Source organism: Sphingomonas sp. GC_Shp_5 (genome assembly GCF_026540855.1).
GTDB lineage: Bacteria > Pseudomonadota > Alphaproteobacteria > Sphingomonadales > Sphingomonadaceae > Sphingomonas.
The window spans coordinates 152,608-173,835 of the sequence record NZ_JALNUP010000007.1 but is presented as its reverse complement, the minus strand read 5'-3'; the positions used below and the strand labels follow the sequence as shown (position 1 = coordinate 173,835).

Sequence of the window (21,228 nt, the reverse complement as noted above, 5' to 3'; positions counted from 1 at the left end):
CGCATCCTCCCGCCCATGGCATTCTGGGCCTATCTCCTGCGCTGCAGCGACGGCAGCTATTATGCCGGCCAGACCGACAATCTCGAGGCGCGGATCGGCACGCATCATTCCGGCCTGTACGGTGGCTACACCGCCAGTCGCCGCCCCATCACGCTGGTCTGGTGCCAGGATTTCCCCTCCCGTCTCGAAGCGCTTCAGTCGGAGCGGCAGATCAAAGGCTGGTCACGAGCGAAGAAGGAGGCACTGATCGCTTCCGATTGGGACCGGATCAGTCTACTCGCGCGCAATCGCCAGGCGGCGAGGAGCCCTTCGACAGGCTCAGGGCGAACGGAGGCGGAGAGGATGCCGCCTGTCTCCGGTCGGGCTGACCCTGTCGAAGCCCCGCCCCGCACCACCTCACCGGACGCAACAACACCATGACCGAACCCACCCAACATTGCGGCCTGATCGCCGTCGTCGGCGCACCGAACGCGGGCAAGTCCACCCTGGTCAATGCGCTCGTCGGCCAGAAGGTCGCGATCGTCAGCCCCAAGGCGCAGACCACCCGCACCAAGCTGCTCGGCGTCGCCATTCAGGACGACGCGCAGATCCTGCTGGTCGACACCCCCGGCATCTTCGAGCCGCAGCGGCGGTTGGATCGCGCGATGGTATCCGCGGCGTGGAGCGGCACCGAGGGCGCGGATCTGCTCGCGCTGGTGGTGGACGGCAAGGGCGGAATCGGCAGCAAGGTGACCGCGATCGCCGAGGCGCTGAAGGACCGGCCCGAGCCCAAGATCCTGATCCTCAACAAGGTGGACGTCGCCGACAAGCCCAAGCTGCTGCTCCACGCCGAGAAGCTCAACGCGCTGGTCGATTTCGCCGACACCTGGTTCGTCAGCGCCGCGACCGGCGATGGCCTCGCCGAGCTCAAGTCCGCGCTCGCCACGGCGATGCCGGCGGGCCCCTGGCATTATCCCGAGGACCAGGTGTCCGACGCGACCGAGCGCGCGCTCGCCAGCGAAGTGACGCGCGAGCAGATCTATCTCCAGCTCCATGCCGAGCTCCCTTATGCGAGCGCGGTCGAGACCGAGAAGTACAGCGAGCGCGAGGATGGGTCGGTGGAGATCCACCAGCAGATCCTGGTCGAGCGGCCCACCCAGCGCGCGATCGTGCTCGGCAAGGGCGGCAGCCGGATCAAGACCATCGGCGAGCGCGCGCGGACCGAGCTCGCCGCGATCATGGGCCGACCGGTGCACCTCTATCTCCACGTCAAGGTCAAGCCGGGCTGGGACGAGGACCGCGAGGTGTATCGCGATCTGGGGCTCGACTGGGTGGAGTAAGCGGGGGGCTCTTTGCCCTCTCTTCAGGGAGATCCCAGCTTTCGCTGGGATGACGAATTGGGGGAAGACTGATTAGGTCCGTCATCCCAGCGAAAGCTGGGATCTTCCCGAAGAGAGGACGGTCAGGTCGCGGCAGCCTCCTGCCAAGCCTCACCCCCCGGCGAGCATCTCATCCACCCACGCCGGCACCAGCACGCCGGCCGCGCCCAGCCGCGTTTCGGCGAAATGGCGGCTTCCCGCCGACCGCTCGAGGTTGAGCTCGAGCGTGTCCGCGCCATAGGCGTCGGCCATCTGCACGAAGCCGGCAGCGGGATAGACCGCGCCCGAGGTGCCGATCGAGACGAACAGATCGGCCGCCGCCAGCGCCGCCTCGATCCGCTCCATCTGATAGGGCATCTCGCCGAAGAACACGATGTCCGGCCGCAGCGCCGCGCGGCCGCACGCGGCGCATACGGTGTTCGGCGGCAGCGACCCGGTCCAGCTCCCGCGCCCGCCGCACGCCGCGCACAACGCCGCGTTGAGTTCGCCATGCATGTGCAGCACCCGCCGCGTACCGGCGCGCTCGTGGAGGTCGTCGACATTCTGCGTGACGATCAGCAGCTCGCCCGGCCAGCCAGCATCGAGCCGCGCGAGCGCCCGGTGCGCCGCATTGGGCGTGACATGGCCGAGCGCCGCCCGCCGCAGGTCGTAGAAGCGATGCACCAGCACCGGATCGGCGGCGAGCGCCTCGGGCGTGCAGACGTCCTCCACCCGATGCCCCTCCCACAGGCCGCCCGGCCCCCGGAAGGTGGCGATCCCGCTTTCGGCGGAGATGCCGGCGCCGGTGAGGATGACGATGTTGGGGTGGAAGGTCATGGACGAGGCCGCGGTAAGAGAAATCGCAGGTGGTGCCTAGCTGACAATCCCCGTGCCGGGCGGCAGGGCAGGACGGCGATCACCCGTTCGCCTGCCCGCCTTGACCGTGGGCGCCTACCGGCCGGCCCTCATATCCGATCGTCGCACCCCGTTGGTCACGCGGCGGGCGTCACCCTTGTTTCTCGTATTTCGCGATACTTTGAACGATCGCGGCTCGCTTGATCATGTCGGGAAGATCGCCGCGGCCGTCGTACAGGCCGTGCAAATAGCCGATGTCAAAGGCGGTCGCCGCCTGCGGTGATCCGGCCGTGCCCCCGGCGAACAACGACAACATCGATCGCTGGCCCAGCCGCGGGTCGGGACGAGCCCCCGTGAGCGCGCGGACCGCGGCATAGTCGGCGACCTGCCTCAACGAACGACCCGCCCCGCATCCCGGTCGATGACCACCGTCGCGCTGAGGATATCGCGTCTGACCGGCAGCGATACGATGCTCGATGTCGCCACCCGCAGGTCGGGCGCCTTGTCGGCATAGTAGATGGGCCGATCCCCGTCCCGGCTGCGTATTTCCGTTTCGGTCCACGCCTTTACCGGTGACGGGTCGGCGATGATGCGCCTCATGTCGTCTAGCGACTGGCTGGCGACGCCCGGAGAACCCCGTGTCAGCAGGCGGCGAACGGCAGTTTTGCCATTGTTGACGAACATGATGATGACGTTGGGCGCGCAGCCTGGCGATCCCACTCTCAGCCCGACCGACGCGGCGAGCTCTTCCACGCGATCGACGATCAGGTGATCCGCCGCATCGGTAAGCCCGGCACTGGCGGCGCAGATCGGATCGGTAAACCGTGCGACGGGATCTTTGGCGCGGAGCGGGGGCGCGACGCTGTCCAGGGCTGCGCGCGTGCTCTGGAGCTCGGGCGCGTGAACCACAATGTCGGATGATCGCCGATCATCGGCCAGTGGCTGCAAGGCTAAGGCTAATGTCGCCAGCAACAGCATCGACGTCTCCTTCCGGAATCCACGCTAGCAATCGTTTTGCGAGATATGATGTTCCCACGGGTTCAAAGCCAACGATATGCCGCCCGTCGGTGATCGCAACCGGAAAGTGCACCGCCGTCGTCGGGCGCCGCGGCCGGGTGCCCGTGCCACCACCAAACTAGGCCGGGCCGCTGTCCTACACGGTCGCCGTGTGGTAGATCCTGGGCAGATTTACGCTCCTTCTCATTGTCGAAGAATCGGAAACGATGGGCGTTGATGATGTCCCTGGTTGATCTCAACTTCCTCAACTTGTCACCGCTGGATGCGACGCGATCCGGCAGGTGGGGCGACTCAGCGGCCAACAAAAACCGCGCCGCCCCCTGTCGCCGGCGCGCGCTTTCGTGCCAAGGAGCAGGGGTGATGACCAGCCGCCTTGATCCTCTTCGCCGCCCTCCCACGTGGCTCGCCCGCGCGTCCGCCCGATCGGGTGCGGCGGCATGACCGCGATCGGCATCTATGGCAGCCGCGGCCGGATGGGGCGGGCGATCACCGACATGATCGATGCCGAGGGCGCGACCTTCGCCGGCGGCGCCGATGCCGACGGCGATGCCGCGATGCTCGCCCGCGCCAGCGACGTGCTGGTCGATTTCTCGGTGGCCTCAGCGCTCGACCATCATCTCGCCGCGGCGCGCGCCGCGGGCACGCCGCTGGTGATCGGCACCACCGGCCTTAGCCCGGCCCAGCATGCCGCGATCGATGCCGCCGCCGCCGACATTGCGGTGCTGCAGACCGGCAACACCTCGCTCGGCGTCACCCTGCTCGGGCTGCTGGTGCGCGAGGCGGCGTCGCGGCTCGGCCCCGACTGGGACATCGAGATCCTCGAAAGCCACCACCGCTACAAGGTCGATTCGCCCTCGGGCACCGCGCTGCTGCTCGGCGAGGCCGCCGCCGAGGGGCGGGGGACCACCTTGTCCGAAGTGCGGGTGGACGGCCGCGCCGGGCTGGTCGGCGAGCGCAGCGAGGGCACGATCGGCATGGCGTCGCTGCGCGGCGGCTCGGTGGTCGGCGACCATGACGTGATCTTCGCCAGCGACGGCGAGCGGCTGACGCTCAGCCATCACGCCCAGGATCGGTCGATCTTCGCCAAGGGGGCGGTCAAGGCGGCGTTGTGGCTCGCCGGGCAGCCGGCGGGACGCTACGTCATGGGCGACGTGCTCGCGCTGTGAAACGCATCCTGTGAAGCGCATCCTGTGAAAAAGGCCGACGTCGTCGACTTCTACCATCGGCTGGCTGAAGCGAACCCGCATCCCGAGACCGAGCTCGACTATGGCAATCCGTTCCAGCTCGTGGTCGCGGTGGCGCTGTCGGCGCAGTCGACCGATGCCGGCGTCAACAAGGCGACGCGGCGCCTGTTCGCCGCGGTGACGACGCCGGCCGAGATGGTCGCGCTCGGCGAGGAGGGGCTGAAGCAGCACATCAAGACGATCGGGCTGTTTAACACCAAGGCGAAGAACGTGATCGCGCTGTCACAGGCGCTGATCGCCGATCATGGCGGCGAGGTGCCGAACGACCGCGCGGCGCTCGAGGCGCTGCCAGGGGTGGGGCGCAAGACCGCCAATGTCGTGCTCAACGTCGCCTTCGGTGCCGAGACCTTCGCGGTCGACACCCATATCTTCCGCGTCGGCAACCGCACCGGGCTGGCCCGCGGCAAGACGCCGCTCGCGGTCGAGCTGAAGCTGGACAAGGCGACACCGCAGCCGTTCCGCCTCCATGCCCATCACTGGCTGATCCTCCACGGTCGCTACGTCTGCAAGGCGCGCACTCCCGAATGCTGGCGCTGCATCGTCGCCGATCTATGCGCCTACAAGCCCAAGACGCCGCCGCCCGCCGCCAAGTCCGGCACGCCGCCTGCGATAAACGGCTAGCGCGGCCGCATCCACTTTGCTACGCGCGCTCCTCCAGGCACCCGTAGCTCAGCTGGATAGAGCGCTGCCCTCCGAAGGCAGAGGCCACTGGTTCGAATCCAGTCGGGTGCACCATTTTTCCGCATCGCCATGCTACGCCTCACCGAACTGACGCTGCCGCTCCATCATCCGGACGAGGCTCTGCCCGCTGCCATTTGCAAGCGGCTGCGGATCACGCCGCGCGAGCTCGTCAAGCATGTGATCGCGCGGCGGGCGCACGATGCGCGCGACAAGACCAACATCCAGCTGGTCTATTCGGTCGACGTCAACGTCAAGAACGAGGAAGCGGTGCTCACCCGCTTCCGCAAGGACCGCAACGTCGGCCGCACGCCCGATACCCGCTACCGCCCGGTCGCCCAATCGAGCGGCGCGGCGCTGCGGCCGGTGGTGATCGGCGCGGGGCCATGCGGCCTGTTTGCGGGGCTGATCCTGGCGCAGATGGGCTATCGGCCGATCATCCTCGATCGCGGCAAGGTGGTGCGCGAGCGGACCAAGGACACCTGGGGGCTGTGGCGGCGCAGCGTGCTCAACCCCGAATCGAACGTCCAGTTCGGCGAGGGCGGAGCAGGGACCTTCTCCGACGGCAAGCTCTACAGCCGGATCAAGGACAATCGTTTTCTCGACCGCAAGGTGCTGACCGAGTTCGTCAAGGCCGGTGCGCCCCCCGAGATCCTCACCGAGGCGCATCCGCATATCGGTACCTTCCGGCTGGTGACGATGGTCGAGAGCATGCGCGCGACGATCGAGGCGCTCGGCGGCGAGTATCGCTTCGAACAACGGGTGGACGGGCTCGACATCGATACCGCCGCCGATGGCGAGCGGCGGATCCGCGGGCTGCACCTCCACACCGGCGACTATCTCGAGGCCGACCGCGTCGTGCTCGCGATCGGCCATAGCGCCCGCGACACGTTCGAGATGCTCCATGCCGCCGGCGTTCATGCCGAGGCCAAGCCGTTCTCGCTCGGGGTGCGGATCGAGCATCCGCAATCCTGGATCGATCGTGCGCGGTTCGGCGCGGACGCCGGCAACGACATCCTCGGTGCTGCAGAATATCATATCTCGCATCACTGTTCGAACGGCCGCACCGTCTACAGCTTCTGCATGTGCCCGGGCGGCACGGTGGTGGCGGCGACCTCCGAGGAGGGGCGTGTCGCCACCAACGGCATGAGCCAATATTCGCGCAACGAGCGCAACGCCAACTCAGGGCTGGTGGTCGCGATCGATCCCGAGCGCGACTATCCGGGCGACCCGCTCGGCGGCATTGCGCTGCAGCGGCATTGGGAATCGCTGGCGTTCGTCGCCGGCGGCTCGAGCTACAAGGCGCCGGCGCAGCGGCTCGGCGACTTCCTGGCCGGGCGACCCTCGACGAGCCTCGGCACAGTGGTGCCGTCATACCGGCCCGGGGTGACGCCGACCGATCTCGCGCAATGCCTGCCCGATTTCGCGGTCGCGGCGATGCGCGAGGCGCTGCCGGTGTTCGGCCGCCAGATCCCGGGCTACGACCATCCCGACGTGGTGATGACCGGCGTCGAGACCCGCACCTCCTCGCCGGTGCGCTTCACCCGCGGCGACAACCTCCAGAGCCTCAACACCACAGGGCTGTTTCCGGCGGGCGAGGGGGCAGGCTATGCCGGCGGCATCCTGTCCGCGGCGGTGGACGGGATCAAGGTCGCCGAGGCGCTGGCGCTGAGCCTCGGCGCGTAAGGGGCGCGGCGTGGCCCAGCTGATCCTGTTCAACAAGCCGTTCAACGTGCTGACCCAGTTCACCGACGGCACCAGCGCACCGAACCACACCAGGCGGGCAACGCTCGCCGACTATATCGAGGTGCCCGGGGTGTATCCAGCGGGACGGCTCGACCTCGACAGTGAGGGACTGTTGCTGCTGACCGACGATGGTCGGTTGCAGGCGCGGATCGCCGATCCCAAGTTCAAGCTCGCCAAGACCTACCTCGTCCAGGTCGAGGGCATACCAAGCGAGGACAGCCTCGCGCAATTGCGACGCGGCGTGTTGCTGAAGGACGGCATGACGCGGCCGGCCGAGGCGGCGTTGATCGACGATCCGGGGCTTTGGCCGCGCATCCCGCCGATCCGGGTGCGCCAGAGCATCCCCGATCGCTGGCTGAGGCTGACGATCCGCGAAGGCCGCAACCGCCAGGTGCGACGCATGACCGCCGCGGTGGGTCACCCGACCTTGCGGCTGGTGCGATGGAGCATCGGGGAGTGGACGGTAGCCGGCATCGAGCCGGGTAAGTGGCGGCGCGAGGAGGCGGGCTAGACGTCCGCGAAGGAAGGAAGAAGAAACGAGCCGCTGGTGAGGCTCGGTCTTGCCTCAGGATGCGGCGGCGACCACCGGCATGATGCGCGGTGCGGCTTCGCGCTCCTGGCGCATCGTCTGGGTGCGCTCGGCGCGGACGGCCATGGCCTCCCACGAACTCGCGGCGCGATCGCAGCGGTCGCGGACATTGTCCAGCGTCGCACTTGCCGCATTGGCCCGCTCGAGGTTCGCCTGCTTGCGGAAGAATTCAGCATCACCGGACATTGTGGAACCTCGTCGTCTGGTAAGAAGAACGGCGGCCCCGGATGGGGCCGCCGCCGGAAGATCAGTCTGCAGGCTGCAGGTTGACCGCCGCCATCTTGCCGCGACGATCCTCTTCGAGATCGTAGCTGACGCGCTGGTTGTCGGCCAAGGTGGACATGCCCGCACGCTCGACGGCGGAGATGTGCACGAATGCGTCCTTGCCACCCTCGTCGGGGGTGATGAAGCCAAAGCCCTTGGTGGCGTCGAAAAACTTGACGGTGCCGGTAATCATGTAGGTATTCCTTCAACTGCGCACGTTCGAAAGGCGAACGACGCCGCTAAGGCAGCAGGGAAGGAAGGAAGTAGGAGCCGCAAAGCGCCGAAGACCGTCAATGTGCGACTGTAGCAACACCTATATGGGCCATTTCTCGTCTTTCCGCAAGGCAAGGCCGCGATACCGGCCCGTCCGAAGGCCGTTCTACCGTTTTCTCGCCACCGCGGTCAGCGTGGTCGCGGGGGTGATGATCTCGACATCGGTCTTGAGGTGCAGCAGCTTCACGCCGGGGCCGGCGGTGACCGCGGCGGCGAGGGCGGGAGCAAAGTCGGCGGTCTGCTCCACGGTCGCGGCCCAGGCGCCGTAGGCACGGGCGAGGGTGGCGAAATCGGGGTTGCGAAGCGCGGTCGCGGAGACGCGGCCGGGAAACTCGCGCTCCTGGTGCATGCGGATGGTGCCATAGGCGCCATTGTCGACGACGATGACGATCAGATCGGCGTCATGCTGGATCGCGGTGGCGAGTTCCTGGCCGTTCATCAGGAAATCGCCGTCGCCCGCAAGCGCAACCACGCTGCGCCCGCGATGGCGCAGCGCCGCGGTGACGGCGGCGGGCAGACCATAGCCCATCGCACCGGCAGTGGGCGCCAATTGCGTGCCGGGGCCGGCATAAGGCCAGAAGCGATGCCACCAGCTCGAGAAATTGCCGGCGCCGTTGCAGATGATCGTGTCCGCCGGCAGCGCCTCGCGCATCGCGGTGACGCAGGCACCAAGGTCGAGCGCAACGCCGTCGCGCGGCTGCGGTGTCGACCAGCGCTGCCATGCCGCATGGGCATGCTCGCGGTCGGGCCATGGCGCACGGTCGAGCGCAGGCAGCGCAGTGGCGATTTCGGCCATGCCCGCGCAGACCGCCAGATCGGCGCGATAGGTGCGATCGAGTTCGGTCGGGTCGGGGTGGACGTGGATCAGTTGCTGGCCGGCGTGATCGGGGGTGATCAGCGTATAGCCGTCCGTGGTCGCCTCGCCGAGCCGCGCGCCGAGCACCAGCAACACGTCCGCCGCCCTGATCCGGGCGAGCAGTTCGGGGTTGGGGCCATAGCCGAGATTGCCTGCATAGACGCTCGAGCCGTTGGCGATCGCATCCTGGCGGCGGAAGGCGGCGGCGACCGGCATGCCGGTCCGCTCGGCCCAGGCGGTGAAGGCGCGGGCTGCGGCGGCGTCCCAGCCGGCACCGCCGATGATCGCCACCGGTCGCTCGGCTTTCGCGAGCATGGACCCGATCGCGGCGATCGGGGCGGCATCCGCGGCCTGCGCCACACGCTCCACCCGCGGCCGGTCGAGCGCGTCGACCTCGTCGAGCAGCATGTCTTCCGGCAGCGCGAGCACTACCGGGCCGGGGCGGCCGTTGATCGCCACCGCATAGGCGCGGGCGACATATTCGGGGATGCGGCGGGCATCGTCGATCCGCGCCGCCCATTTGGCGAGCGGCGTGAACATTGCCTGGAAATCGACTTCCTGGAACGCCTCGCGATCGCGGGTGCCGCGATCGACATCGCCGATGAACAGGATCATCGGTTGCGAATCCTGCATCGCGACATGGACGCCGATCGAGGCGTTGGTCGCGCCGGGCCCACGGGTGACGAAGGCGACGCCGGGGCGATGGGTGAGGGTGCCATCGGCGCAGGCCATGAACGCCGCGCCGCCCTCCTGCCGGCACACAATGGTCTCGATCTCCGGTGTGTCGTGGAGCGCGTCGAGCACCGCGAGGAAGCTTTCGCCCGGCACGGTAAACAGGCGCTCGCAGCCTTGCGCCACGAGTTGATCGACGAGGATGCGGCCACCGGTTCTGGTCATGCCCCGTCATGCCGCCGGTGCGCGCGCAAGTCGAGGTGGCGCTCGCTTGACCGGATGATCCGCCGCGTTATCGCCCGGATGATGAGGAACATGGTGATGACGAACACCGCGAGCACGGCACGCAAGCGGACGCAGGGCGCAGCGGCTTGGCTAGCGGCCGGCGCGGTGCTGGCGCTGACAGGGTGCGCTGGCCAGCAGGCAGCGCGGCCGCAGCCCTTGCCGCGCGCCGGTACGGTCTATGAGGCCGATGGGCGGAAGGTGCAGCTTACCGGTCTGACCGCGTTGCCCGCACCGTCGAGCGCGTCCGCGGCGGGAACCTCTCCTCTCGCCGCTGGCGACACCGTGCCGCCAGGCTATCAATTCCTCTACGGCTCGGGCGAAGCCGCCGCGTTGAGCCGCCAGGCGTTTCGCGGGCTCGTGACGCTGGCGGTTGCCGATCATGATCGGCACGCCGGCCACAGCGTGGTGCTGGCGCCGGACGCGACGCTGGCGGCGCCGTCATGGGTGGATTGCGCCACCAAGCCGCATGCCGCGGTGTTCGATGCGGACGAGACGGTGCTGCTCAACCTCGGCGCCGAGGAACAGGCGGCGCGGCACCCCGGTCCGTTCGACGCGGAGCAATGGACCCGCTGGGAGCGGACCGGCGCAGCCGCGGTCGCGCCGGCTCCTGGCGCGGTGGAGGCATTTGCAGCGCTCCGACACGCCGGCGTCACGGTGATCATCAATTCCAACCGCGACGTGACGACCGCAGCCGGCACGGTGGCGGCGTTGAAGGCGGCGGGACTCGGCAGCTTCACGCCTGGCGAGACGCTGTTCCTGCGCGACGGATCCAGCGGCAAGGATGGCCGGCGCGCCACCATTGCGCAACGCTATTGCGTGGTGGCGATGGCGGGCGACCAACTCGGCGATTTCAGCGACCTGTTCGCGGCGATCTCCTCGCCCGCGGTGCGCCGCGCCGCGGCCGATGCCGGGGCGATCGGCGAGCGTTGGGGGAATGGCTGGTTCGTGTTGCCCAACCCGGTGTACGGCAGCGCGCTGAAGGGCGGGTTCGACGATGTCTTCCCGCTCGACAAGCGCTGGACCGATCCCGGCGCGGCAAGCGGCCAGTGAGCGCTCTGACCACCCTGTCCGCGCGACGCATGTGCGCATGATCCTGCGCCGGCGGGGCGTACGGCTCGCGACGGCAGGACTGGCGCTCGTCGCGGGGCTGGCGGTGGTCGCGGCCGAGGCGGTGTCGCCGCCGCGGCTGCTGAGCTGGGCGGATGCCGCGGCCGGTGGCGGCTGGGGCGCCGAGGAGGCAGCGAGCGCGGTGCCGTTTGGCACCGAGGGGCAGACGCTCGATATCTGGCGACCGACCGCCGCGGCCACGGCCGGCAGCTTGCCCGTCCTGATCTTCTTCTACGGCGGCGGCTGGGTGAACGGCGACCGCGCTGCATATGCGTTCGCGGCGCGCGCCTTCGCCAAGGCCGGTTTCGTCGTGGTGGTGCCCGATTATCGCAAGGTGCCGGGAGTGCGTTTCCCCGCCTTCCTGCAGGATGGCGCGCAGGCGGTGCGATGGACCCGCGATCATGTCGCCCGCTTCGGTGGCGATCCGCGGCAGATCGCGCTCGCGGGCCATTCGGCGGGCGCCTATAATGCGGTCATGCTCGCGCTCGACCCGCGCTGGCTACGCGCCGAGGGCGTCGATCCGCACATCGTCCGCGCTGCGATCGGGCTGTGCGGGCCCTATGATTTCTACCCGTTCGATAAGAAGCGCTCGATCGATGCGATGCAGGGGGTCGCCAGCCCGGCGCTGACCCAGCCGATCCACTTCGCCCACGCCGATGCGCCGCCGCTGCTGCTCGTCACCGCGAGCGACGATACCGAGGTGCGCCCCTATAACGCGGTAAATCTATACCGCCGGTTGCGCAGCCTCGGCGCGCCGGTCGTGTTCCGTGACTATGCCGGGCTGACCCACGAGAATGTGGCGATGGCGCTGTCGCGACCCTTCCGCGGCAAGGCGCCGGTCCTGGCGGACAGCGTGAGCTTTCTCGACCGGGTACTCGTCGCCGATCACCACCCCACCACCAAATGACCGGTCATTTCAGGCATGTCGGGCTTGGCTGGCGCGCAACTTTCGGTTAACGCGCGCCGATCATGGCTTCCCGACCACAGACGCTCTACGACAAGATCTGGGCCGCGCACGTCGTCGAACGGCGCGACGACGGCACCTGTCTGATCTACATCGATCGCCACCTCGTCCATGAGGTGACCAGTCCCCAGGCGTTCGAGGGGCTCCGCGTCAGCGGCCGCCGCGTCCGCCGGCCCGAGCTGACGCTTGCGGTGCCCGATCACAATTTGCCGACGACGCCGCGGGTCGACGCCGCCGGGCGGCTGCTGCCGATCGCGGATGCCGAGAGCGCCCAGCAGCTCGACGCGCTGCGCCGCAACACCGCCGAATTCGGCATCGACTATATCGACGCGATCGCCGCCGAGCAGGGCATCGTCCATGTCGTTGGCCCGGAACTGGGCTTCACCCTGCCGGGCACCACCCTGGTGTGCGGAGACAGCCATACCTCGACGCATGGCGCGCTGGGCGCGCTGGCGTTCGGCATCGGCACCAGCGAGGTTGAGCATGTGCTCGCCACCCAGACGCTGCTGCTCAGCCAGTCGAAGAACATGGAAGTGCGGGTCGACGGCAGCCTCGGCTTCGGGGTCAGCGCCAAAGACGTGATCCTGGCGATCATGGGCCGGATCGGCGCGGCGGGCGGCACCGGCCATGTCATCGAATATACCGGCGAGGTGATCCGCGGCCTCTCGGTCGAGGGGCGAATGACGGTCGCCAACATGTCGATCGAGGGCGGTGCACGCGCCGGGCTGGTCGCGCCCGACGACGTCACCTTCGCCTACCTCAAGGGGCGGCCGATGGCGCCGCAGGGCGACGAATGGAACAAGGCGGTCGGCTGGTGGCGTACGCTCGCCACCGATCCGGGCGCGACCTATGACAAGGTCGTGCGGATCGACGCGACCGACATCGCCCCGGCACTGACCTGGGGCACCAGCCCCGAGGACGTGGTGTCGATCACCGGCGTGGTGCCGGCACCCGAGAGCTTCGCCGATCCCGCCAAGCGCGCCGCGGCCCAGCGCAGCCTCGATTACATGGGCCTCGCCCCCGGCACCGCGATGCAGGATGTCACCGTCCAGCACGTCTTCATCGGCAGCTGCACCAATAGCCGGATCGAGGATCTGCGTGCCGCTGCTTCGGTCGCCAACGGTCGCCATGTTGCCGACGGGGTGCGGGCGATGGTGGTGCCGGGCTCCGGCCTGGTGAAGCGCCAGGCCGAGGCCGAGGGGCTCGACCGGATCTTCGCCGCGGCGGGCTTCGAGTGGCGCGAGCCGGGTTGCTCGATGTGCCTGGCGATGAACCCGGATAAAGTGCCGCCCGGCGAGCGTTGTGCGTCGACGTCGAACCGCAACTTCGTGGGACGGCAAGGGCCGGGCGCGCGGACGCATCTGCTATCGCCGGCAATGGCGGCGGCGGCGGCGGTGACCGGGCGACTCGCCGATGTGCGTGATCTGATGGGAGAAGCGGCGTGAAGAAGGTTCTGGTGATGCTGGTGGCAGGCGCAATGCTCAGCGGCGTGGCGGCCTATGTGGCCGCGGCGCGGACATCGCCGACCCCGGTCAAAACCGAGCGCTGACCCTTCAGCGCCACCCGCATTCCGCGGATCGGCGCCAGTGGAGCTTTCCCGTGAATCCCGTCACCACCGTTACCGGCACCGCCTATCCCTGGGGTGCCAAGAATATCGACACCGATATCATCATCCCCGCGCATTGGCTGAAAACGATATCGCGATCGGGGCTGGCGCGCGGCGCGTTTGAGACGGTGCGGGCGCAGCCGGGCAACGTGTTCGATGATCCGCGCTACACCGGCGCACCAATCCTGATCGCCGGCGACAACTTCGGCTGCGGCTCGAGCCGCGAGCATGCCGCCTGGGCGCTGGCCGACATGGGGGTGAGGGCGGTGATCGCGCCGAGCTTCTCCGACATCTTTTCGGGCAACGCCTTCAAGAACGGCATCGTCCCCGTGGTGCTGCCGCAGGAGGCGGTCGACCGGCTGGTCGAGGTGGCGCAGACCCATCCGGTGACCGTCGATCTTGAGACGATGACGGTGACCACGCCGTTCCAGGACCGCTTCGCCTTCGACCTCGATCCGTTTCGCCGCCGCTGCCTGATGGAGGGGCTGGACGAGATCGGCTTGACCTTGGCGCGGGATACCGCAATTTCGAACTTCGAAGGCGCGATGAACCAGCATCGGCCCTGGATCGAGGGGAGAAGCGGCTATGCGAGCGTTGCTGTCGAGGGCGCCGGGCGGACCTGATACTCTGGAGCTCGCCGAGCTGCCCGATCCCGTGGCAGGCCGCGGCGAGGTTGTGGTCGCGGTCAAGGCCTGCGCGATCAACTATCCCGATGTGCTGATCATCGAGGACAAATACCAGTTCAAGCCACCGCGACCGTTCGCCCCGGGCGGTGAGATCGCCGGTGTAATCGAGACGGTGGGCGAGGGCGTGACCGGCTGGCGGGTCGGCGAGCGGGTGATGGGCGTGATCGGCCATGGCGGCTTGGTCGAGCGGATCGCGCTGGACCCGACGCGGCTGTTCCGCCTGCCCGATGAGCGCGGCTTCATCGATGGCGCAGCATTGCTGCTGACCTATGCGACGACCATTCACGCGCTGCTCGATCGGGGGCGGCTGGCGGCGGGGCGGAACCTGTTGGTGCTCGGCGCCGCCGGCGGCGTCGGGCTGGCTGCGATCGAACTCGGCAAGGCGTTCGGGGCGCGAGTGGTGGCGGCGGTGTCGTCGGAGGATAAAGCCACGGCGGCGCGGGCGGCGGGGGCCGACGAGGTGGTGATCTACGGCCGCGCGCCGTTCGACAAGGATCAATCCAAGGCGCTTGCCGAGCAGTTCAAGGCGGCGGGTGGTCGACAGGGCTTTGACGTGATCTACGACCCGGTCGGCGGGGATTATGCCGAGCCGGCGTTGCGCGCGATCGGCTGGGAAGGACGTTATCTGGTGGTAGGATTTCCTGCCGGTATCCCGCGATTGCCGCTCAATCTCACTCTGCTCAAGAGCTGCGATGTCTGCGGCGTATTCTGGGGCGCGTTTGCCGCGCGCGATCCGCAGGCGAATCAGGCGCATGTCGACCGATTGTTGGCCTTGTGGCGCGACGGCAGCATCGCGCCGCGGATCACCGAGACGTTTCCGCTCGCGCGTGCCGGCGAGGCGATCGCCAGGATCGCGGCCCGCACGGCCATCGGCAAATTGGTCGTGGAGATGGGCTGACGGCGCCGCAGGCCGCTTCATCCATCGGTCCCCCTCCGTTGCGTCGCGCCGGGGGCGGACCTATGTGGGCGAGACGGCAAGAGCGGGGTAAGGCGGCGATGACCAGTTTCGAGGATCGACAGCGCGCCTTCGAGAACAAGTTTGCGCGCGACGAGGAGATGGCGTTTCGCATCACCGCGCGTCGCAACCGGCTGCTCGGCCAATGGGCCGCGGCGCAGATGCAGCTGACACCCGAGGAAACCGATTCCTATGCCAAGTCGGTCGTCCAGGCCGATTTCGAGGAATCGGGCGACGAAGACGTGGTCCGCAAGCTGGTGGGCGATCTCACCGCGGCGGGTGTCGAGATCGACGACGGCACCGTACGTCGTGCGCTGGACGAGAAGCTCGTCGAGGCCCGCCGCCAGCTGATCCAATCCGAGTAGGTACGAACGATATGCCCATGGTTGCCGACGACATCGCCACGCTGATCCGCGCCGCCATTCCCGATGCGGTGGTGGAAATCACCGATCTTGCCGGAGACGGCGATCATTATGCTGCCCGCGTGGTCAGCGCGAGCTTTGCCGGGCTGCCGCTGCGCAAGCAGCACCAAGCGGTCTATGCCGCGCTCGGCGGACGGATGGGCGGCGAACTCCACGCGCTTCAATTGAAGACGGCTGCGGCCTGAAGGATGACGACCATGACCGATGACACCAATGCCCGGATCGACGGGATCGTGAAGACCAACAAGGTGGTACTGTTCATGAAGGGCAGCCCGCTGTTCCCGCAGTGCGGCTTCTCCAGCCGGGCGGTGGCGATCCTCGATCACCTCGGCGCGCAATACGAGAGCGTCGACGTACTCCAGGACCAGGGCATTCGACAGGGCATCAAGGGCTATTCCGATTGGCCGACGATCCCGCAGCTCTATGTCGGCGGCGAATTCGTCGGCGGCTCGGACATCATGATGGAGATGTACGAGAGCGGCGAGCTTGCCGAGCTGCTGCAGGGCGAGAACCAGGGACAGGCCACCGCGGGCTGAGCACCGACTCGGAACGATCCAGAGGAGCGTGACGCCCTAAAAGGGGCTGCGCTCCCGCAATTTGGTGTCTGGCACGTCGCAACCCCGTAGGACGCGTAAGCGTCCGGTGCCGGCGCATGCGCTCGCGTGAAACGGCGGCATAAGCCTTCACGGTGCGGCTTTGCCAGCGGATCTGGGGAAGAGCCGGGTGAGGGTGGGCGACCGCGAGACTGGTAGCAGCGGTCGCCCACCCTGCTGAAACGTTTAAACGTTCGGCTCCCTGAGGTATAGCAGGCTGCGTGCCAGGATTGCTGAAGCACGCCAATCCGCCACTGTTAGTGGTTAATGCCGCACCGCTCTTAAGCCCGCATGTAAAGAAAACTGACAGCGTGAGCGCGACGCGGGCTGCGGGCTTATCGCCCTCCCGTAGATATACCGCATTGACTACGCGTGTAATCGGTATGATTACAGGCGTAGTCAGTAGCGGAGTCGGCGGATGGCGGAGCGTATCAGCGATGCGGAGCATGCGGTGATGGAGGTGCTGTGGGACGAGGCGCCGCTCACCGCTCAGGATGTCGCCGAGCGGGTCGACCCGCAGCGCGGCTGGAGCGCCAACACCGTCAAGACGCTGCTCGGCCGCCTGCTCGCCAAGGCGGTGATCGCGCATGTCCAGGACGGGCGCCGCTACCTCTACCGGCCGCTGGTGGCGCGCGACGATTATGTCGCCGGCGAGTCGCGGCGGCTGATGGACCGGTTGTTCGGCGGCAAGCTGACGCCGCTGGTCGCCCATCTCGCCGAGCGCGACGAGCTCACCAGCCAGGACATTGCGGAGATCGAGGCGCTGCTCCGGGAGTTGAAGCAGTGAGCGGCGTTGCGCTCGCGAGCTGGGCGATCCAGGCGCTGATCGCCTCGACGCTGCTGATGGCGCTGGTGATGGCGATCCGTGCGCCGGTGCGCCGGCTGTTCGGCCCGCAGCTCGGCTATGTCTTATGGGCATTGCCGCTGCTCCGCCTGTTGCTGCCGCCACTGCCCGAGCGCTGGCAGCAGGTGACCGCCACGCCAATCGCCCGCGCGGGCGAGACGCTGTCGGTGATCATCATCACCCCCGGCACAGCGCTGAGCCATGTGGTCGCGCCGCATGCGCAAGCCCCGGCGTGGACGCTGCCGTCGCTCGGCCTCCTTCTTGGGCTGCTGTGGCTGACGGGGAGCGCCGCCTTCCTGTGCTGGCACCTTGCCGCGCATGACCGGTTCTGCCGGCGGCTGCTGCGGTTCGCGGCGCGGATCGAGCGGTTGGACGGGGTCAGCGTCATCGCCAGCGAGGCCGCGACCGGGCCGCTCGCCTTCGGCGTGCTGCGCCGCTACGTCGCCTTTCCGCTCGACTTCGATGATCGCTACGATGCCGACGAGCGCGAACTCGCGCTGGCGCATGAGATCGGCCACCACCAGCGCGGCGACCTCGTCGCCAATTGGGCGGCGCTCGCGGTGCTTGCGATCCACTGGTTCAATCCCATCGCCTGGCGCGCGTTCAGGGCGTTCCGCGCCGATCAGGAACTGGCCAACGACGCGCGCGTGCTCGCCGGCCGCTCGACGATCGATCGTCACGCTTATGCCTGCGCGATCATCAAGGCGGCGCACGGCGGCGCCGTTTCCGCTGCCTGTCACCTCCACACCATCGACGATCTGAAAGGGAGAATTCGCATGCTTTCCACCCTGCCACGCTCACGCGGCCGGATCGCCACCGGCGGCGCCATGGTCACCTTGCTGGTACTCTCCGGCCTCGGCCTCACCGCCTCGGGCACGAGCGCCGCCGCGGCGCTGACCGGCAAGGTCGGTGAGACGATCGGCATGAACTTGCAGATGCCGCCGGCGCCGCGCGCACCCGCCGCACGCGTCGCGCCTGCCGCACCCGCGGCGCCCGACGCAGAGAAGGCCGCCGATGCCGGGTCCGCAGACGAGGCCCCCGAGTCCCCCGAAGCGCCGCCCGCCCCGCCGCGCGGGCATAGCCATGCCGGCACCGTCACTATTGCGGACGACCGGGTGACGATGACCGATGGCGCGGTGCGGGCTCGTGACGGGTTGCCGATCTCGGCCGCCGGCGTCCCGCTGGTCAGCGAGCGGGTATGCGACGGGCGGCGCAACGGCGATGATCACCCGGTAGTGATCCAGACCCGCGAGCATGGCCGCAAGGCGATGATCATCTGCTCCGACCGGATCGCGAAGATGGCAGCCGCGGCTACCGCTCAGGCCGCCGCCGTCGCGGTTCAGGCTTCGGTCGCCGCCAGCCATGCGGTCGCGATGGCGCTCGACAGCAAGCAGATCCGGCTCGACGCGATGAACCATGCGATCGCCGGCATGCGGGCGGCGCGGCTCGGCATCGTCAACGAGCCGACCATGTCGGCCGACCAGCGCAGGGCGGCGCTGCAGGGCATCGACCGGGGTATCGCCGACATGCGCCAGCAATTGTCCGAGGTCGATTGAGGGCGGGCACGCGCAGTTCGGCCGGCAGTGGTGACGAGCGCAGGGCTTGCCTTCGCCCGCTGTCGCCGCCATCTCCCGGCCATGGCTGAGCACCCGACCGGCATCCCGATCCAGCTCGAGCCCCTCGTCACCCGGGTGCTCGCGCCCAATCCATCGCCCTACACCTTTACCGGTACCCAGACCCATCTGATCGGCATCGACGACCTTGCGGTGATCGATCCCGGCCCCGACGATGCCGCGCATCTCGCTGCGCTGATCGACGCGATCGCCGGTCGGCCGGTGCGCGCGATCGTGATCACCCATCATCATCGCGATCACAGCCCCGCCGCCCGGCCGCTCCAGGCGCTCACCGGCGCGGCGATCGTCGGCGCCGCGCCGTTCGCGCCCGACGACGCCGGTCCGCGCGCCGATGCCTCGTTCGATCACGCTTACGCGCCAGACCGGGTGATGGCCGAGGGCGACCGGCTGGCGGGCGACGGCTGGACGCTCAAGGCAATCGCCACCCCGGGCCACACCTCCAACCATCTCGCCTTCGCGCTGCCGGAAACGGATGCGCTATTCTCCGGCGATCATGTGATGGGCTGGGCGACCAGCGTGGTATCGCCGCCCGATGGCGACATGGGGCAGTATATGGCGAGCCTCGACAAGCTGCTCGGGCGGAGCGACCGCATCTATTATCCGGGGCACGGCGAGGCGGTGGAGAACCCTCAGCGGCTGGTGCGCGGCATGCTTGGCCATCGCAAGCAGCGCGAGGGCCAGATCATGCGGCTGCTGCGCGAGGCGCCGCGCCCGGTGCCGGCAATGACCGAGCGGATGTACGTCGGGCTTGATCCGCGGCTGCTGCCCGCGGCACAGCGCTCGGTGTTGGCGCATCTGTATGACCTGCAGGGGCGTGGTCTGGTGATCGAGGAGGGCGCGGCATGGCGGATCGCGGCGTGACCCCGCCCGTGGAGCCGGTACGCGCATCGCGCATTGCCCCGTTCCTCGCGAAGACCGCGGGCGTGCTGCTGCTGCTCGTGCTTGCCGGGCTGCTCGCGCTGTGGGGCGTGCAGCGCTATGTCGAGCACCGGCTGGCGCCGGATCCCACCACCATCGCCAGCGCCAGCCTGGAAGGGCTGCGCGAGCAGAACCGGCTGTCCGCCTTCGCCGCGCGCTTCGTCGCCGTCGTCACCTCGCGCCAGTCTCAGCTCGGGCTCAGCGCCGAGAAGACGCTGATCATGCCCGGCATGGTGCGTTACGAGGTCGATCTCGGCGCGCTAGACCAGGATGATGTCCGCTGGGACGCCGGCAGCCGCGTGCTCTCGGTGAGGCTACCGCCGGTGCTGATCGACGGGCCGCAGGTGGATCTCACCCAGATCCGCGAATATGGCTCGGGCGGGTTGCTGTCGCGCTTCACCAGTGCCGACCAGGGCCTCGATGCCGCCAACCGCCATGCCGGCCAGCTCGAGCTGATCCGCCAGGCGCGCGATGCGACGCCGATGAAGCTTGCCCGCGATGCCACCCGCCACGCCGTCGAGCGCAGCTTCGCGATGCCGCTGCGCGCGGCGGGCATCGACGCCACCGTCAACGTCACCTTCGCCGACGATCCCAGCCCGAGCCGTGAACGCTGGGACACCAGCCGCACGCCGGTGCAGGTGCTCGGCAACGCAAATTGAGGTAGAAGCCGTCCCATGGAACTGAAGACCAATTTCGCCGGGCTTGACCTGCGTGCCGAGATCGAGCGGCTGCGCAAGGAGCGCAATGCCGTGATCCTCGCGCATTATTACCAAAAGCCCGAGCTGCAGGATCTCGCCGACTATGTCGGTGACAGCCTCGATCTCAGCCGCAAGGCGCAGGCGACCGACGCCGATGTGATCGCCTTCTGCGGCGTGCGGTTCATGGCGGAGACCGCCAAGATCCTCAGCCCCGACAAGATCGTCGTGCTGCCCGACATGGATGCGGGCTGCAGCCTGGAGGACAGCTGCCCACCCGAGCAGTTCGCCGCCTTCCGCGCTGCCCACCCCGATCATATCGCGCTGACCTACATCAATTGCTCCACCGAGGTGAAGGCGCTCAGCGACATCATCGTCACCTCGTCGTCCGCCGAAAAGATCCTCGCGCAGCTGCCGCGCGACCAGAAGATCATCTTCGGGCCCGATCGCAATCTCGGCGGTTATCTGGCGCGCAAGACCGGGCGTGACATGCTGCTGTGGCCGGGCGTGTGCATCGTCCACGAGGCGTTCAGCGAAACCGAATTGCTCAAGCTCAAGGCGCAGCATCCCGGCGCACCGATCGTCGCCCATCCCGAATGTCCGGCGATCATCCTCGATCACGCCGATTACGTCGGCTCCACCCGCGGCATCCTCGAATATGCGATGGCGATGCCGGGCGACACGCTGATCGTCGCCACCGAGCCGCACATCATCCACCAGATGGAAAAGGCGCTGCCGCACAAGCGCTTCATCGGCGCGCCGGGCGCGGATGGTAACTGCAATTGCAACATCTGCCCGTACATGGCGCTCAACACCATGGAGAAGCTCTACGTCGCGTTGCGCGACCTCGCGCCGCGGATCGAGATGGAAGAGGGGCTGCGGATCCAGGCCAAGAAGAGCCTGGATGCGATGCTGGCGATGGCCTCGGCTACGGTGGGCCAGGGCGATATCGGGCCGGCCAAGGTGACCGGGGACTGATCCGTTGATG

At 68.2% G+C, this 21,228-nt stretch carries 25 protein-coding genes and 1 tRNA gene; 20 read left to right on the top strand and 6 right to left on the bottom strand.

The annotated features are described in order from the left end of the window. On the top strand, positions 1-420 hold a 420-nt coding region (locus tag OXR60_RS08005), incomplete at its 5' end, for a GIY-YIG nuclease family protein (RefSeq protein ID WP_267395312.1). Next, positions 417-1,319 carry a GTPase Era gene (gene era / locus OXR60_RS08000; protein WP_267395310.1) on the top strand — a complete coding sequence of 301 codons (903 nt, stop codon included), beginning with the start codon at positions 417-419 and terminating at the stop codon, positions 1,317-1,319. The genes OXR60_RS08005 and era, both read left to right, overlap by 4 nt. A gap of 150 nt (positions 1,320-1,469) precedes the next feature. Here era and OXR60_RS07995 read toward each other — a convergent pair whose 3' ends face one another. From OXR60_RS07995 to OXR60_RS07985, 3 genes are all read right to left on the bottom strand, one after another. Then, complete coding sequence (locus tag OXR60_RS07995) at positions 1,470-2,174, bottom strand: NAD-dependent deacylase (RefSeq protein WP_267395308.1); 705 nt, start codon at positions 2,172-2,174, stop codon at positions 1,470-1,472. A gap of 169 nt (positions 2,175-2,343) precedes the next feature. Continuing rightward, positions 2,344-2,586, bottom strand: a complete 243-nt coding sequence (locus OXR60_RS07990; RefSeq protein ID WP_267395307.1) for a hypothetical protein — start codon at positions 2,584-2,586, stop codon at positions 2,344-2,346. Further along, entirely contained in the window at positions 2,583-3,170 is a 588-nt protein-coding gene (locus OXR60_RS07985) for a hypothetical protein (protein WP_267395306.1), read from the bottom strand. Before OXR60_RS07985 ends, OXR60_RS07990 begins: the two co-directional genes overlap by 4 nt. A gap of 476 nt (positions 3,171-3,646) precedes the next feature. Between OXR60_RS07985 and dapB the strand changes: the two genes are divergently transcribed. From dapB to OXR60_RS07960, 5 genes are all read left to right on the top strand, one after another. Then, entirely contained in the window at positions 3,647-4,375 is a 729-nt protein-coding gene (gene dapB, locus OXR60_RS07980; RefSeq protein WP_267395305.1) for a 4-hydroxy-tetrahydrodipicolinate reductase, read from the top strand. Positions 4,376-4,399: 24 nt separating this feature from the next. Next, the gene (nth, locus tag OXR60_RS07975) at positions 4,400-5,074 is read left to right on the top strand and encodes an endonuclease III (protein WP_267395304.1); all 675 of its coding nucleotides are present in this window, start codon (positions 4,400-4,402) and stop codon (positions 5,072-5,074) included. 37 nt (positions 5,075-5,111) lie between these two features. After that, positions 5,112-5,188 (top strand) — tRNA-Arg (locus OXR60_RS07970). Between the two features lie 15 nt (positions 5,189-5,203). After that, a complete protein-coding gene (locus tag OXR60_RS07965; RefSeq protein WP_267395303.1) occupies positions 5,204-6,817 on the top strand; it encodes an NAD(P)/FAD-dependent oxidoreductase in 1,614 nt (537 codons plus the stop codon). 10 nt (positions 6,818-6,827) lie between these two features. Continuing rightward, positions 6,828-7,388 carry a pseudouridine synthase gene (locus OXR60_RS07960; protein WP_267395302.1) on the top strand — a complete coding sequence of 187 codons (561 nt, stop codon included), beginning with the start codon at positions 6,828-6,830 and terminating at the stop codon, positions 7,386-7,388. A gap of 54 nt (positions 7,389-7,442) precedes the next feature. On the opposite strand, the gene OXR60_RS07955 is transcribed toward OXR60_RS07960, so the two are convergent. From OXR60_RS07955 to OXR60_RS07945, 3 genes are all read right to left on the bottom strand, one after another. Further along, entirely contained in the window at positions 7,443-7,652 is a 210-nt protein-coding gene (locus OXR60_RS07955) for a hypothetical protein (RefSeq protein ID WP_267395301.1), read from the bottom strand. A gap of 61 nt (positions 7,653-7,713) precedes the next feature. After that, on the bottom strand, positions 7,714-7,923 hold the full coding sequence (locus OXR60_RS07950; protein ID WP_267395300.1) for a cold-shock protein: 210 nt from the start codon (positions 7,921-7,923) through the stop codon (positions 7,714-7,716). Between the two features lie 186 nt (positions 7,924-8,109). After that, a complete protein-coding gene (locus OXR60_RS07945) occupies positions 8,110-9,756 on the bottom strand; it encodes a thiamine pyrophosphate-dependent enzyme (RefSeq protein WP_267395298.1) in 1,647 nt (548 codons plus the stop codon). A gap of 96 nt (positions 9,757-9,852) precedes the next feature. On the opposite strand from OXR60_RS07945, the gene OXR60_RS07940 reads away from it, so the two are divergent. The 13 genes from OXR60_RS07940 to nadA all read left to right on the top strand — a co-directional run bounded on the left by OXR60_RS07940 (position 9,853) and on the right by nadA (position 21,218). Beyond that, entirely contained in the window at positions 9,853-10,866 is a 1,014-nt protein-coding gene (locus tag OXR60_RS07940; RefSeq protein WP_267395296.1) for an HAD family acid phosphatase, read from the top strand. A 37-nt stretch (positions 10,867-10,903) separates the two neighbouring features. Then, the gene (locus OXR60_RS07935; protein WP_267395295.1) at positions 10,904-11,830 is read left to right on the top strand and encodes an alpha/beta hydrolase; all 927 of its coding nucleotides are present in this window, start codon (positions 10,904-10,906) and stop codon (positions 11,828-11,830) included. A gap of 62 nt (positions 11,831-11,892) precedes the next feature. Then, positions 11,893-13,332 (top strand): 3-isopropylmalate dehydratase large subunit, encoded by a 1,440-nt coding sequence (gene leuC, locus OXR60_RS07930; RefSeq protein WP_267395294.1) that lies wholly within the window; start codon positions 11,893-11,895, stop codon positions 13,330-13,332. 154 nt (positions 13,333-13,486) lie between these two features. Then, positions 13,487-14,116 carry a 3-isopropylmalate dehydratase small subunit gene (gene leuD, locus OXR60_RS07925; RefSeq protein ID WP_267395293.1) on the top strand — a complete coding sequence of 210 codons (630 nt, stop codon included), beginning with the start codon at positions 13,487-13,489 and terminating at the stop codon, positions 14,114-14,116. Beyond that, positions 14,079-15,077 (top strand): NADPH:quinone oxidoreductase family protein, encoded by a 999-nt coding sequence (locus OXR60_RS07920; protein ID WP_267395292.1) that lies wholly within the window; start codon positions 14,079-14,081, stop codon positions 15,075-15,077. Before leuD ends, OXR60_RS07920 begins: the two co-directional genes overlap by 38 nt. Positions 15,078-15,175: 98 nt before the next feature. Then, entirely contained in the window at positions 15,176-15,499 is a 324-nt protein-coding gene (locus tag OXR60_RS07915; RefSeq protein ID WP_267395291.1) for a DUF1476 domain-containing protein, read from the top strand. An 11-nt stretch (positions 15,500-15,510) separates the two neighbouring features. Next, the gene (locus tag OXR60_RS07910; RefSeq protein WP_267395290.1) at positions 15,511-15,741 is read left to right on the top strand and encodes a BolA family transcriptional regulator; all 231 of its coding nucleotides are present in this window, start codon (positions 15,511-15,513) and stop codon (positions 15,739-15,741) included. A 12-nt stretch (positions 15,742-15,753) separates the two neighbouring features. After that, positions 15,754-16,092 carry a Grx4 family monothiol glutaredoxin gene (gene grxD / locus OXR60_RS07905; protein WP_267395289.1) on the top strand — a complete coding sequence of 113 codons (339 nt, stop codon included), beginning with the start codon at positions 15,754-15,756 and terminating at the stop codon, positions 16,090-16,092. A 475-nt stretch (positions 16,093-16,567) separates the two neighbouring features. Continuing rightward, positions 16,568-16,936, top strand: coding sequence for a BlaI/MecI/CopY family transcriptional regulator (locus OXR60_RS07900; RefSeq protein ID WP_267395288.1), 369 nt, complete (start codon positions 16,568-16,570; stop codon positions 16,934-16,936). Further along, positions 16,933-18,549, top strand: a complete 1,617-nt coding sequence (locus tag OXR60_RS07895) for a M56 family metallopeptidase (protein ID WP_267395287.1) — start codon at positions 16,933-16,935, stop codon at positions 18,547-18,549. The genes OXR60_RS07900 and OXR60_RS07895 overlap by 4 nt, the downstream gene beginning before the upstream one ends. Before the next feature lie 81 nt (positions 18,550-18,630). After that, positions 18,631-19,488, top strand: a complete 858-nt coding sequence (locus OXR60_RS07890) for an MBL fold metallo-hydrolase (protein WP_267395286.1) — start codon at positions 18,631-18,633, stop codon at positions 19,486-19,488. After that, complete coding sequence (locus OXR60_RS07885) at positions 19,470-20,204, top strand: DUF4230 domain-containing protein (protein ID WP_267395285.1); 735 nt, start codon at positions 19,470-19,472, stop codon at positions 20,202-20,204. Before OXR60_RS07890 ends, OXR60_RS07885 begins: the two co-directional genes overlap by 19 nt. Positions 20,205-20,219: 15 nt before the next feature. After that, a complete protein-coding gene (gene nadA, locus OXR60_RS07880; RefSeq protein WP_267395284.1) occupies positions 20,220-21,218 on the top strand; it encodes a quinolinate synthase NadA in 999 nt (332 codons plus the stop codon). The last annotated feature ends 10 nt before the right edge of the window (positions 21,219-21,228 follow it).